General features: G+C 43.6%; 13 protein-coding genes. 7 read left to right on the forward strand and 6 right to left on the reverse strand.

Annotated elements, in window-relative coordinates; translation table 11 throughout:
- The first annotated feature begins 15 nt into the window (after positions 1-15).
- Entirely contained in the window at positions 16-1041 is a 1026-nt protein-coding gene (locus tag QUA57_RS14545; RefSeq protein ID WP_333061759.1) for a hypothetical protein, read from the forward strand.
- A gap of 139 nt (positions 1042-1180) precedes the next feature.
- Here the strand turns inward: QUA57_RS14545 and QUA57_RS14550 are convergent, their stop codons facing one another.
- Positions 1181-1504, reverse strand: coding sequence for a TMEM14 family protein (locus QUA57_RS14550; protein WP_333061760.1), 324 nt, complete (start codon positions 1502-1504; stop codon positions 1181-1183).
- Positions 1505-1630: 126 nt separating this feature from the next.
- Here QUA57_RS14550 and QUA57_RS14555 point away from each other — a divergent pair, with 126 nt between their 5' ends.
- From QUA57_RS14555 to QUA57_RS14570, 4 genes are all read left to right on the forward strand, one after another.
- Positions 1631-2935 (forward strand): ATP-binding protein, encoded by a 1305-nt coding sequence (locus QUA57_RS14555; protein WP_333061761.1) that lies wholly within the window; start codon positions 1631-1633, stop codon positions 2933-2935.
- Positions 2936-3172: 237 nt separating this feature from the next.
- Complete coding sequence (locus QUA57_RS14560) at positions 3173-3619, forward strand: tellurite resistance TerB family protein (protein WP_190739853.1); 447 nt, start codon at positions 3173-3175, stop codon at positions 3617-3619.
- A 152-nt stretch (positions 3620-3771) separates the two neighbouring features.
- On the forward strand, positions 3772-4197 hold the full coding sequence (locus QUA57_RS14565; protein ID WP_333061792.1) for a thioesterase family protein: 426 nt from the start codon (positions 3772-3774) through the stop codon (positions 4195-4197).
- Positions 4198-4273: 76 nt separating this feature from the next.
- Positions 4274-5245, forward strand: a complete 972-nt coding sequence (locus QUA57_RS14570; protein ID WP_333061762.1) for a putative 2-dehydropantoate 2-reductase — start codon at positions 4274-4276, stop codon at positions 5243-5245.
- A 46-nt stretch (positions 5246-5291) separates the two neighbouring features.
- Here QUA57_RS14570 and QUA57_RS14575 read toward each other — a convergent pair whose 3' ends face one another.
- The 4 genes from QUA57_RS14575 to menA form a co-directional block, all read right to left on the reverse strand.
- Positions 5292-6737 carry a 2-succinylbenzoate--CoA ligase gene (locus QUA57_RS14575; RefSeq protein WP_333061763.1) on the reverse strand — a complete coding sequence of 482 codons (1446 nt, stop codon included), beginning with the start codon at positions 6735-6737 and terminating at the stop codon, positions 5292-5294.
- A gap of 76 nt (positions 6738-6813) precedes the next feature.
- Positions 6814-7851: an o-succinylbenzoate synthase gene (locus QUA57_RS14580; protein ID WP_333061764.1), complete on the reverse strand. Its 1038-nt coding sequence runs from the start codon at positions 7849-7851 to the stop codon at positions 6814-6816.
- An 11-nt stretch (positions 7852-7862) separates the two neighbouring features.
- On the reverse strand, positions 7863-8663 hold the full coding sequence (gene menH / locus QUA57_RS14585; RefSeq protein WP_333061765.1) for a 2-succinyl-6-hydroxy-2,4-cyclohexadiene-1-carboxylate synthase: 801 nt from the start codon (positions 8661-8663) through the stop codon (positions 7863-7865).
- 133 nt (positions 8664-8796) lie between these two features.
- Positions 8797-9693, reverse strand: a complete 897-nt coding sequence (gene menA / locus QUA57_RS14590; RefSeq protein ID WP_333061768.1) for a 2-carboxy-1,4-naphthoquinone phytyltransferase — start codon at positions 9691-9693, stop codon at positions 8797-8799.
- Positions 9694-10098: 405 nt separating this feature from the next.
- Between menA and QUA57_RS14595 the strand changes: the two genes are divergently transcribed.
- Entirely contained in the window at positions 10099-11532 is a 1434-nt protein-coding gene (locus QUA57_RS14595; RefSeq protein WP_333061769.1) for an isochorismate synthase, read from the forward strand.
- 52 nt (positions 11533-11584) lie between these two features.
- Here QUA57_RS14595 and QUA57_RS14600 read toward each other — a convergent pair whose 3' ends face one another.
- Complete coding sequence (locus QUA57_RS14600) at positions 11585-11884, reverse strand: antibiotic biosynthesis monooxygenase (protein ID WP_333061770.1); 300 nt, start codon at positions 11882-11884, stop codon at positions 11585-11587.
- A 73-nt stretch (positions 11885-11957) separates the two neighbouring features.
- Here QUA57_RS14600 and menD point away from each other — a divergent pair, with 73 nt between their 5' ends.
- The gene (gene menD, locus QUA57_RS14605; RefSeq protein ID WP_333061772.1) at positions 11958-13874 is read left to right on the forward strand and encodes a 2-succinyl-5-enolpyruvyl-6-hydroxy-3-cyclohexene-1-carboxylic-acid synthase; all 1917 of its coding nucleotides are present in this window, start codon (positions 11958-11960) and stop codon (positions 13872-13874) included.
- Positions 13875-13901 lie beyond the last annotated feature (27 nt).

A 13901-nucleotide genomic window follows, 5' to 3' on the forward strand; every position in this document is an offset into this window, starting at 1 on the left:
GAGAGATGAAGACAGATGAATGAGTATCTCAAGGCATTCCAGGCTATTACCCTGTTTAGCGATCGATTGTTGGCAGACGAATATCAATCCGTGGAGATTAAACAGTCAGCTACCCAACTCAGTTTAGATGTGGAACCTTGTATTGACGAAATTAAGCAATCTGCCATCAGACTCAAGGGGCTACTTCAGGTATGTTTCAAAGATGTATCTCAAGCTGAGGATGTCTGGAATAGCAAGCCGAGAATTGCTGGAGCATCGCCTGTTGATGTCTGGGAGCAAATTGGCGAACTAAGCGGATGCGATGTGAGAATTCGCAGTTTAGGAAAACAGGGCAAATATGATGCTGTTGTTAAAGTTCGCCAATCTTGGAGCGACAAGGCGACCAAGTTAAAAAATCAGTGGTTTTTGTGGGATAAAAACCCTCCAGTCTTTCAAAGAGATACTATTGGTTCTTTTGAAAAAGATACTTTGCACAAAGAGTTGCGGAATGAAGTTGATGTCCAAGCCGAGCGAGTGATTTTAATTATGGAGAATGAACTTAGTTTAATTTTTAAAGAATTACAATCTATTGATATAGAAAAAATTGAACTTTGTATTGAATGCTTCGACCTAAAAAATCAGTCTAAATTTAGAGAGCGACTACAATCAATAGGCGGGGAGATTGTATCGAAGTTTACGGAGCCACTAAAATATTTGCCGGAGCCTTATATGAAGACTTTTAAAGAAACGCTGAAAGAACCTGTAGAAAATCTGGTTCATAAAAGCAATATGGGAATCAGTGTAGTTGATTTTGAAGAGTGCTGTAAAGTGATTGGGTTAATCCTGGAAAATGTGATTTTAGCAATTTTTGAGGAGCGCCTGAAACTGGCAATTCAAACAGTTGAAAAAGCGATTAAATTCTACAATAATTTTTTAGAGAAGCAGGCGCGGTATCAGAAAGAGACGCCGGAACAGCGAGCGGCGGAAAAAGATTGGATCGAATGCCAGCGGCAGCAACTCAGGGAAGTTCAGCAGTATATTGATGCAGTCATTAGTCATTAGTCACTGGTTATTGGTTAGTAGTTATTGGTTATTGTTTATTGGTTATTAGAACGAACAACTAACAATTAACAAATAACCACTGACCACTAAAAACAGTCAACAGTCAACAGTCAGCAGTCAACAGTCAACAGTCAACTGATTATTGATATTGACCGCTGATTTCGTAAACGATCGCGCCCAAAGACGCTAAGCTAGCTAAAATTAGCATTCCTGCCGGCATGAATTTTTGAGTTTTAATCAGGCGCACAATAAAGACTATTACTAAAACAGCGGAGATGGCTGCTGCTAATGTTAAACCCCAACTTTGTCCCATAAGCTGGGCGGTGCCGGCAAAAATTAGCAGCGAACCGCTAATCAAGCCCGAAATCAGCGAGGCTTGGCTTTTGGCCTTGATATAACCCATGATGCCGCCAACCAGTGTTAAAATGCCGTAGCCGATCGCCGCTGCTGTACCTAAATTCATTTTTAATCCTCCCGATTTCACTCTTTGCATCTAAATTTATACAGCGCGGCCTGCAATTAGTGTCACGAATTGTTAGAAAATTTATTAAAGCCAGTCAGGATATGTAACTGTTATACTATTGCCATTATGTCAGCCCTAACTTCTGCTGCGATCGCCCAAATCCGTTACCTCCAGCGCCAAGCGGCATCCCTGCTGCTGTATCAATCAGTTCTCAAAAGCCCCGCAAGTCAAGCTTTTCTCGATTTACTGCAAGCCCTTCACCACAGCGAAGTCAGCGGTTTGGAATGTCAGGTAGCTTACGGGAACTGGTTCAAAGTTCAGGCTGCTAAAAATTTAAGCTGGAAAGATTCTCTGATTTCCGAAATTCTCAAAGACGAAAACCCCTTTTCTCGCCGAGCACAGCAAACAGATTTTGCAAGTTTGCCCCCCGCTTTGGTGGAGGCCGCCCGACATGATTTACAAGTGCTGCAAAATATTTACGAATGCAGCAGCGAACAGTTGAGCAAGTGGGTGCGGGTAGCGGGTCAACTTGACGCAGTGCCTCCGATTTGGTATTCAGAAACTGTAGCAGAACCGGGAGATTTGCCGCTGCACGGGAAACTAGAAAAATGGTCGAGCGCGGCAGAATCTTTGGCAGTTTATTACCGACAGTTTGGCACGGGTTTGTTTGCCGAACATCGCGCTTTTAGGTGGCGGGGAGGGCAGTTTGCAAGTATTTCACATCCCGATGGCATAACTTTAAAAGAGTTGGTTTGCTGCGATTGGCAGCGGGATGCTCTGGTGAAAAATACGGAGTTTTTGCTAGCAGGTTATCCGGCTTTGCACGTCTTGCTGTACGGCAGCCGCGGTTCGGGCAAGTCTTCTTTGGTGAAGTCGCTGTTAAATGAGTTTGGATCTCGCAACCTGCGCTTGATTGAAGTATCTAAATCGGATTTGCAAGATTTGCCGCTAATTGTCGAGCAGTTGCGGGGAGTTCCTCAAAAGTTTATTATTTTTGTAGACGACCTTTCTTTTGAGGAAGATGACGATGCTTTTAAAGCTCTGAAAGTTGTCTTAGAAGGAAATGTCACTGCTCGCTCTCAAAATGTGGTAGTTTACGCAACATCTAACCGCAGGCATTTAATTCGAGAGTTTTTTGACGACAGGCCTCGCCCCCGCGATGGAGATGAAGTTCACGCTTGGGATACTGTGCAGGAAAAACTTTCATTTAGCGATAGATTTGGCTTGACTTTAACTTTTGAACCGGCCGATCAAAACACATATTTAACAATTGTCCGACATCTGGCAGAACTTGCAGGAATCAAACTCGCTCCCGATGATTTGGAACACCGCGCTAAAGAATGGGCAACTCGTCGCAACGGGCGATCGGGCAGGACTGCGCGGCAGTTTGTTGATTTCCTGAAAGCAGAGTTAGCCCTTTTTGACAAATAGATGGTCTGCGATCGAGGGCGGGTTTTAGCCGATATATGGGAAGGCAATTCAGGATAGAAATTAACCCGCCCTTACAGCACCCAAGGGCGAAATAAAAATTCTTAATTTTTTCATAATTTTATTGATAACAACTAACTAACAAAATTTGATATAATTATCAAAATCTCCCAAGAAACCTCCAGAGCCAGAACCAATCCTGACTCCATAAATCGACCACTAAATAATGAGGAAAGTATCATGGGTTTATTTGATAAAGTATCGCAGACTCGCCAAGAAACGGACGTAACGTTAGGACCGGCCGAAGCATTTGCTGCGATCGCGCTAATTGCCGTAGCAGCCGACGGCTACATCAATGACAGCGAAAGTAAAGCGATTAGCATGACACTATCTCGGATGCAACTGTTCCGCAGCTATCCGGATGACGTGATGAGAAAAATGCTCGATCGCCTGCTGATGATTCTGCAACGGCAAGGAGTTGAGGTACTGTTTAATGCTGCTTTGGCAACGCTTCCCGACGAACTTAAAGAAACAGTTTTTGCTGTCACAACTGATATCGCTTTAGCAGATGGCGAGGTTTCAGAAGAAGAAGAACAACTTTTGAACGATCTTTACAGTGCATTGGGGCTTTCCGAAGATATTGCCCTCAAGATTATAGACGTGATGTTGATTAAGAACAAAGGTTAAGAAAGAACGGGGAAGAGTAAGGAGGGCGAATTTTACAACATAAAAAATTAGCGCCTACTTACTTAGCTGACAACTTCTCCAAAAGTGCGGTTTTACCGATATGATGGTTGGTAAAATTGCGATCAAATTTGCGATCGCCGTTACTACCTCAAATGCCTTTCACTTACATTCGCACTGTTCGCTTTCAAGATACCGATGCTGCTGGAGTCGTTTACTTTGCTAACGTTTTGGCGATGTGCCACGAAGCTTACGAGGCATCTCTAGCAGCATCGGGAATCAATCTCAAAGCATTTTTCAGCAATCCCGAGGTTGCCTTTCCCATAATTCATGCTAGTGTAGATTTTTATCGCCCAATGTTTGCGGGCGATCGGCTGACGATTCAATTGACGCCCAAACAAGTTGCTGGCGATGAATTTGAAATTACCTATCAAGTATTTTCTGGGGAAGTTGCAGGAAGAAGCGCGGCGAAAGCTATTACTAAGCACGTCTGCATCAATGCAGTTAGCCGAGAGCGAAAACAGCTATCTGAAAACTTGATGCAGTGGATGAGGAAATTTGAGATTGAGATTTCCGATTAGTTCTATCTTTAAATAATAGCAGGGTATGACCGTCAAATTTCTGTTTTGTTGATATTATTTCTGACTTTTTGATATTATGTCAAATCGCAATTATGCCATTGTGGGCACAGGAGCTTTAGGCGGATTCTACGGTGCTAGACTGCAACAAGCAGGTTTAGAAGTCAATTTTTTGCTACGCAGCGATTACGATCAGGTCAGAAAACACGGTTTGATTGTCGAGTCTCCCGAAGGCGACTTCACCCTCCCCCACGTCCGCGCCTACCACAACACGCATAAAATGCCTAAGTGCGACGTAGTAATTGTAGCGCTGAAAACAACTCAAAATCACTTGTTGCCCCAAATTTTGCCTCCTTTATTAAAGGATAACGGGGCGGTTTTAGTATTGCAAAACGGATTGAATGTCGAACCGGAAGTAGCTAAAATTGTTGGTGCAGAACGAGTAGTTGGCGGGCTGTGTTTTCTCTGCTCTTATAAAGTTGGGCCCGGTCACATCTGCCACCTCGATTACGGCACTATCACCCTGGGAGAATATGCCCAGGACTACAAAGCAATTGGTATTACTGATAGATTGCACCAAATTGCTAAGGATTTTAAACGTGCTCAGATTCCTATTAAAATGAGCGAAGATTTGCTATTGTCAAGGTGGAAAAAGCTGGTTTGGAATATTCCTTATAATGGGCTGTCTGTAGTGTTGGATGCGAGAACGGACGAACTGATGGCTAATCCCGATACTCTGATTTTAGTCAAGGAAATGATGGGGGAAGTGGTAGCGGGAGCCAAAAGTTGCGATCGCATTATTCCCGATGACTTTATCCCACAGATGCTCGAACATACTCAGAAAATGAAGCCTTACCGCACCAGCATGAAAATCGATTATGATGAATCGCGGCCCCTGGAAGTTGAGGCGATTTTTGGTAATCCGATACGGGTGGCGCAGCAAGCAGGTATTAAGTTGCCCCAAATAGAGGTAGTTTACCGAATGTTGAAGTTTGTGGACGTTCAAAAGCAAGAAGCAGAGAGGACGAGAAAGCTGTTAGGTTTGCAGTAATATCTCTTCGTCGGCTGAGGCAGACTTCGTTTGTGTAGGATGGGTTTCAACCGCCGAATCTCTCATATTTTATAGCAATTTCTTGCAATTGTTCTCGATTGACTTTGCCTTGAGAATTGCGCGGCAATTGTTCGACGACTACCCAATATTTCGGCCGCTTAAACTTGCTCAACATATATTCTATTGCCGCTTGCAGATGTTTGACAGTAACTTCGGAATTAGCGGGAACGTAGATAGCCGTAACGACTTGACCCCAATCTTTGTCTGGCAAGCCAATTACAGCAATATCCGCAACTAAATTAGTCGATCGCACAACGGCTTCAACTTCCGCCGGAAATACATTTTCTCCGCCTGTGATAATTTTGTCGCTGCTGCGTCCGACGATATTTAAGTAGTTATTTTTATCAAAAAATCCCAAATCGTCTAATTGGAAATATTCGCTATCGCAAAAATTTTTAGGATAATAACCCAACGCCAAAGATTTAGCATTTACCGTAATATTTCCGATTTGATTATCGCACAAAATCTCGCCATTAGCACTGCGAATAGTTATTTTAGCGTGCGGTAAGATTTTACCGGAACTGTTATTGCCAGCGAGAAAATCTTGGGGTTTTAGTGTAGCAATTTGCGAGGCAGTTTCGGTCATGCCATAACTGGGCGCTAATTTGATGTGATAGTTTCTAGCTGTTTCTAAAAGTTCCGGCCAAGCGGGAGCACCGCCCAAAAGTACGGCACGAAACCGTCCCAGCCAATTAGCTGTATCTGGGTTTTGCAGCAGCCGTTGCAGTTGAGTTGGAACTAAAGAAATGAAAAATTCTTCGGGTTCGATATCGCATTTTTTGCCTGCTTCCAGTGCTTTGAACGACCAAATTTCCAGTTTTCCAGCAGTGGTAAACGATCGCATGAATTGCATTAAACCGCTGACGTGGTATAATGGCAAAACGCAGAAAGAGTTGATTTTGTCAACTTGAAAATATTGTTGAAAGCCTTGTACTGATGCGGTTAGTGTTTCCCAAGTGTGGATGGCAAAACGGATTTTTCCTGAAGAACCGCCGGTGGGAATCATAATCGTATCAGAACCGCTTTTAGTCGGCGAATGGAATTGGGGCGAATTCCATTCGCGGCTATACAAAGGAAGTCCGCCTTCGCGGACTGGGATATGGGGAGTGGTGGGAAGCGGGTATTGTCCCCAAATTAAGTCGGGTTGGACTAAATCAAAGACTTGTTGCCATTCTGGTTTTACCCAGTTGGGATTGCACAGAAAAATCGGGCATTTGGCGGCGCGGGCGGCGATGAAACTGGCAAGAAATTGCACGGGTTCGGGTTCTGCGAGGCAAATTTTTGGGGGTGTTTTTTGTGGGGGATTTTGGGTGATTTCTTGAAATAGCCGATCGACAATTCGGGAAAATTCGCGATTGTCACAACCGATGAGCCAATTATCAGGCAAGCCAGATGCGATATCCCGGATATTTACTGTTAGATTTGTTGCCATAGATGCTTTCACCAAGTTTATCGATTCAAAACAATTACCTAACCCGCTTGATTTAGTCCAGGGAGTAATCTAAAATCTAAAATCTAAAATCTAAAATCGCATGATTGTCATCGAACCAGCAATCGGTGCCGAAGCCGAGTGCTCTCTTATTTAAAGACAATTGTGTTGCTAAATTTAATGCTGCTTGTCTGCCGATTTGGGTTTCAAATACTGATGAGAAAACAGCGTCTATATTGTGAGTTTGACAAAATTTTCGCAGTTGGGATGGGGAACCGCATATCGCAGGTTTAATGACGAAAATGCCCCGCCAGCCTTGGCTGTAGCACTCTTGGATGCGATCGAGGTTGGCGGCAGATTCGTCTAGGGCGATCGGAGTTGCATAAAGAGTATTCAATTCTACCATTTCTTGAAACTGTGTTACGGGCAGCGGCTGTTCCAAAAATTCAATGTCTGCGGAAAAGTCGGGAGTTGCTTTTACCTTGTCGCAAGCTTCCAGCCATGTTTTAGCCTGCGAGTAACTGAGTCCGCCGTTGGCATCTAACCGCAAAAATGCCGATTCTCGATCGCACAAATTGTGCATTAGTTGGATTAGCTGCTGAAAAATCTTTAATTCTTCCTCAATTGCAGCAACACCAATTTTCCATTTAAACGTCCGATATCCCTCTAACCAAAGCACTTGCAAAGCCTGCAAAGCTGTTTCACCGGCTGGCAATAAACCGCTGAACCGATTTTGCATTTTCTCCCCCTTTTGGGAAAAGTAAGTTAAATTTTCGCTTTTCTCGCCCCCTTGGCAAGGGGGGGCTGGGGGGGGTAAATTTTGCTCGTTTGATAGTGCTGACTCAAAGCCAAATTGACAAGCCGGCAATTCAGCGGAAATAGCAAAAATCATCTCTGATGAAATATTACCTGGCAACTGGTAACAAAAATCTAAAGCTTGCTCAAAGCTTTCGGAACCAAACCAACTCAAAGGGGCAATTTCTCCCCAACCAATTTGATTATTTTCGCCCACAAGTCGCAGGATAATTCCTGATCGAGTATCCCAGATGCCGTGACTTGTTTGCAAGGGACGCTTAAATTTTCGCTGATAAGTGCGAAACTCGAATTGATAAAGCATTAGTTTTTTAGTTAATCATAAAATTCTCTCACAACAGCGACAAACTTATCAAGATTTTCAAAATGGATATTATGACCAGCTTTTGGTACAATTTCCAGAGTAGCGGCAGGACACAAGCTGGCAATTTCGGTATTTATAGTTGTAAATTTATCATCATAAGCTCCCGCTAGCAAGAGGATGGGAATTTGATTTTGTGCGAGTTTTTCCCAGAGAGAGGGCTGGTTGCCGGTTCCCATATTGCGGAGGGATTTGGCTAATTCTAAGGGATTGTTTGCTAAGCGGCTTTCTAGGAGTTTGTCGAAGTGGGGAGAGTTTTTTAAAGATTTGAATAAAGGGGGATCGTACCAGTTTAATAAAAAATCTTTAATGTTGCTATTTTCCAGCTTTTGTGCTAGCTGTAAATCGGCTTCCCGGCGGTGCGATCGCTCTTTTTCTGTTTTCAATCCTGGCGAAGCTGACTCTAACACTACTTTCTCGAATCTTTCTGGAAAATGTAATGTCATGTAAAGTGCCAATCTACCGCCCATTGAATAGCCCAACAACAAACATTTGTCTATTTGTAAATCATCTAATAAGTGTATCAATGCTTGGGCTGTCTTTGATATATTGTAGCAACTTTCGTCGCCGCTGACTCTAGTTTTTCCGTGACCCGGAAGGTCAACTGCTAGACAGCAATAACTTTTAGAAAGTAAGGGAATGATCCTACTAAAGTCTTGACTGCTGCCCGTGAATCCATGCAAAAATAAAAGTGTCGGCTGATTCTTGTTGCCAGTTAAGGAATAGTGAAAGTTATAATTATTAAATTTGTCCATAGACAATTATACGATTCAATGTGAGGTACGGATTGCTGGATTAAAGAAGATTTTGAGAAGTCGCCCAACTCCACCAACTCCCTCAACTTAGCAAACCATACCTCTAATTTACCGGAATTTTTGATTAGCGGCTCTACAAAGCAAACCCCAACGCCAGCAGCAGTCCGCTCGAAAAATGCAGCGTAACTGCGATAAACTTAGAGTTGCTGACCTTGACCGGTTGGTTGTGATAGTCTGTGACATGGCGGCAAAGGTCGATCGCAAATGGCAAACTCCCAAAAATCAACAGCGTCCAAATTGGGAACATTCCCAAAGCCACAAATACCACAGTCAAAACATAAATGCTGCCGCACAACCACTGCAACAACTGGGCACCTTTTTTCGTACCGAGTCGAACAATTGGGGATTTTTTACCCGCCGCCAAATCGTCCTCAACTTGGTGAAAATGAGAACAAAATAAAATGATACTCGTTGTAATTCCCACGATTGCCGAAGCCGCTAAATTAGTGGCAGACCAAGTTTGAGTTTGACTGTAATAAGCAGCGGCAAAGGCTAGCGGCCCGAAGGTGAAAAAGCAAATAATTTCCCCCAAACCTTGATAGCCAAGACGAAACGGAGGCCCTTGATAAGTGTAGCCGAGAGCACAGCACAAAACTACCAGCAAAATTACTGTTGGGTCTTTTTGCCACCAGCTTATGGCGCAGATTCCTGACACTCCAACTGCTAAAAACAGATTGGCTAGCCCGAAAATTAAAGCTTTATTTCCGGTTAAGTTAACTAGAGAATGCGCTTTGTTTTTATCGATGCCTGTTTCTGAGTCAAATACATCATTGCTGAGATTCAACCATGCTATAATCAAAATGGCTGACATTAAAAATGTCGAAAAAATTGACGAATTAATCGTTTGAGTTTCCGCAAAAGCAATTGCAGTTCCAACTGAAATAGGAACCACCGCAACGCTGTACATGGGCGGCTTGATTGCCGCCAGCCACAATTTACTATTTGAACGTTCAATTAACTTTGTTGTCATTACACAAACTTGATTCAATTGATAGCAGCGTAGTAATTTTACAATTTTATTGGTGAAGAAACTCTACTCTGTATCTGGTTGAGTGCGCGGGGGGCATCCGTTGAGAGGCTTTGCGGGCGATCGCACGCCCGGTAATGCCCGTCTGTAAACCTCTGCGGGGTCGATCGCATGAGAGTCGAGATTGAGTCGCTCAATCTTAAAGTTTTATGTCTAAATGTTTCGATTGATCGCGCGTTGGCGAAGCCCTCCAAGAGGATCGTCTGTTTTTTGCCCCAAGCGAGCCCAAACTTTCCGGGAAACTCGAAAGGTCATGTTTTGCGATCGCCCTCCCGTGCTTAGATCGAAATAGGGGTTCTAGCGGGACAAAACCGCACTCTTTCTGACAAATCTGCTATTCTCGCTTTCATGACAGTAATACCGCACCGCGCTAATCTTTTACAAGACCGCAATCAACTGCATCAGTTTCTGTTAGATTGCCAGCAGTCTTTAACGGAAAAAGATCAAACAAAGATAGTTAGTATTTCTCAGGAGATTGCCCCCGTCGATCCGCTAGTTGTACTTCAAGAAATTTCCGAACCTTGCCAGCGGCACTTTTACTTTGAAAAAAGAGACCCGATTTCAGGCAATAGTTTTGCGATCGCCGCCCTAGATTCGACTATCCATCTAACAGTAGCCGGAAGCGATCGATTTACCCTCGCTCAAAATTTTATTCAATCTTGTCTTGCCCGAACAATTACCATCGGTACAGAACGCTTGCCCTTCAGCGGGCCGCACTTTTTTTGTAGCTTTGCTTTTTTTGATGAGAATGTGACCACCAATTCTTACTTTCCCCCTGGCACCGTATTTTTACCAAAATGGCAGATTACTCGCCTGAAAGATAGCTGCATAATTGTTGCCAATGCCATCATAAACAGCGATCTAAATGTTAAGAGTATTACAGATAATATTTGGCAAAGTTTTTATAAAATTTCGTGTTCTCCTTACAAAAAAATCACTTCTATTAGAAACAGTTCCATATTTTTAAAACAAATTCCTGTGAATGATGCCACTCAATTTAAAACCTCCGTCAAGTCAGCTTTAGAATTAATCCACTCTCAATATTTCAGTAAAATTGTTTTATCCCAAGCAATAAATGTCATTTCCAAAACCCCTTTTAGTTTAATAGACTCCTTAAATAACTTGCGCCTTACTTATCCCGGTTGCTACGTATTTTCTACCAGTAACGGCAAAGGTCAAAATTTTATCGGTGCCAGTCCAGAACGCTTAATCAGCATCCACAAAAATGAGTTAGTAACAGATGCCTTAGCTGGTTCGGCACCGAGGGGGAAAAATGAAGCGGAAGATGCGAATTTAGGCAAAGGTTTACTCAACAGCGAAAAGGATATTCGAGAACATCGAGTTGTAATTGATTTTATAGTCGATCGCCTGTCGAGTCTCGGTATCAATCCCGAATTTTCCCCGGTTCCCAGGCTGCTGCAACTGTCAAACATTCAGCATTTGTGGACACCCATAAGGGCTAGAATTCCCCGTGATATTCATTTATTAAAAATTTTATCCCAACTGCATCCAACGCCAGCGGTGGCGGGCGTACCGAGAGATATTGCCCTACAGCAAATTCGCGGCTGCGAAAGCTGCGATCGCTCTTTGTACGCAGCACCCCTCGGCTGGATCGATCGCACCGGCAACGGCGAATTTGCCGTCGGCATTCGATCGGCTTTAATCGATGGCGATCGGGCTATACTTTATGCTGGTGCTGGTATTGTGGCGGGTTCCGAACCCGAAAAAGAACTAGCAGAAATTCAGCTCAAATTGCAGGCACTTTTAAATGCTTTAGTTTAATTCAGCTAATTTGCAGGATGTAGAGTTGTCTGGCTAATTGATTGAGTCTGTGTTAATGTTTAATTTTCACCTCCTCAAAATGTTCTACTATGGGAAAAGGATCGTAAAAATGGTGAAGCATTCTTTTCCACTCTTGATATTCAGCGGAATTCCTAAATCTAATGGTATGAGCTTCTAAATTTTCCCATCTCACCAATAATAGATATTTTCCTTGAACTTCTGTGCAGCGATGAAGTTCGTGAGATAAATATCCATCTATAGACGCTATCAGACTGGAGGCTTCTCTAAAAGCTATCTCAAAATCCCCCTCCCAGCCAGATTTGACATTAAGCACAACCGCCTCAAGAATCATAAAAATGTATCCTGACAATTATTTGAGTATAATATCCTAGCACAATACAGAGTTGAGCTACTCAGGTTTAGCAATGCCAATAGATTTTCGCAACACAAATACCGTCTGGGCTTCCGTATTAGCAGAAACTTTGCAGCGGTTGGGATTAACTACCGCCGTGATTTGTCCCGGTTCGCGATCGGCACCGCTAACAATAGCCTTTGTTCAAAACAAAAAGATAGAAACTATTCCCATACTCGACGAACGTTCAGGCAGCTTTTTTGCATTAGGAATTGCCAAAAAATCCTATTTACCAATTGCACTAATTTGCACATCGGGAACCGCCGCAGCCAACTTTTATCCGGCGATAATAGAAGCCAGAGAAAGTAGAATTCCGCTGCTAATATTCACCGCAGATCGACCTCCAGAACTGCGGGACTGTCACGCCGGACAAGCGATCGACCAAGTGAAACTATACGGCAATTATCCCAACTGGCAAGCCGAATTAGCGATACCTTCTGCGTCCACAGGAATGCTAGACTATCTGCGGCAGACGATCGTGTATGCTTGGGAGCGATCGCAATTTCCAACACCGGGCCCCGTCCACCTCAACATCCCGTTTCGCGACCCACTTATACCCGTTCCAGACATAGCCGTAGAAGCTTTAGAAACAAAATTTAATCCCGAAGATTTCTTTGCAGGATTAGAACCAATTTTCGCGGGAGAAAGCTCTACCCCCCCCAGCCCCCCCTTGTTAAGGGGGGGAGAAGAAAGTACCATGCAACAGTGGCAAAAGTGCAGCAAAGGGATTATTATTGCAGGCGTTGCACAGCCTGAATTTGCCGAAAAATACTGTAGTGCGATCGGCAAAATTTCCAAATCCTTAAACTGGCCCGTTTTAGCAGAAGGACTATCCCCAGTCAGAAACTACGCCCAACTCAATCCTTATCTAATTTCCACCTACGATTTAATCCTGCGAAACCGCGAACTACCAGATAAATTAACCCCAGAAATTGCCATTCAAATCGGAGACTTACCCACAAGCAAAGAACTGCGAAACTGGCTAGACAAAACCCAACCAAAACGCTACATAATCGACCCCAGCCACCACAACTTCGATCCGCTACACGGCAAAACAATTCACCTGCGAACCTCCGTAGAAAATCTCGCAACTAATCTCGCAACTATATTAACTCTTGTCCCCCCCCTTAATAAGGGGGGGTTAGGGGGGGATCGATCCCCTGCTACCACTAATATCTCCCATCAAATCCCCCCCCTTACCAATGGGGAATCAACTCTTGTCCCCCCCCTTAACAAGGGGGGGTTAGGGGGGGTTCAAACCTCTCCCTCAAACGAATACCTGCAACTTTGGCGCAACACCGAAATCCAAGTCAGACAAACAATAGACCAAAAAATCTCAGCAATTAACAACATAATCGAACCCAAAGTTTCCTGGCTGCTTTCCCAAATTTTGCCACCTGGAACACCGATATTTATTGCCAACAGTATGCCCGTCCGAGATGTCGAGTTTTTCTGGAAGCCAAACAACTTAGAAATAAAACCTTTTGTCAATCGCGGCGCTAACGGTATAGACGGCACATTATCAACAGCTTTGGGAGTGGCTCACCGCAATCAAAGCAGCATCATGCTAACAGGCGATTTAACACTTTTGCACGATACGAACGGTTTTTTAATTAAAAATAAATTTGTCGGTCATCTGACAATCATATTAATTAATAACAACGGTGGCGGAATTTTTGAAATGTTGCCCGTTGCCAAATTTGACCCGCCCTTTGAAGAGTTTTTTGCCACGCCGCAGCATATCAACTTTGCTCAGTTGTGTGCAACTTACGGCGTGGAACACGAGATAATAGACGATTGGGAACAGTTCAAACAAAAATTAAGTTTTTTGCCAAATAGCGGGATTCGCGTCTTAGAATTGCAAACAGACAGGCGCGCTGATGCTAAATGGCGGCAAGATAATCTAAGTAAATTTGCCAAAGATTTGTAAATTTGTAGGTTGAGCAGGTGGAACGAA

This window comes from Microcoleus sp. Pol7_B2 (assembly GCF_036701035.1).
Lineage (GTDB): Bacteria > Cyanobacteriota > Cyanobacteriia > Cyanobacteriales > Microcoleaceae > Microcoleus.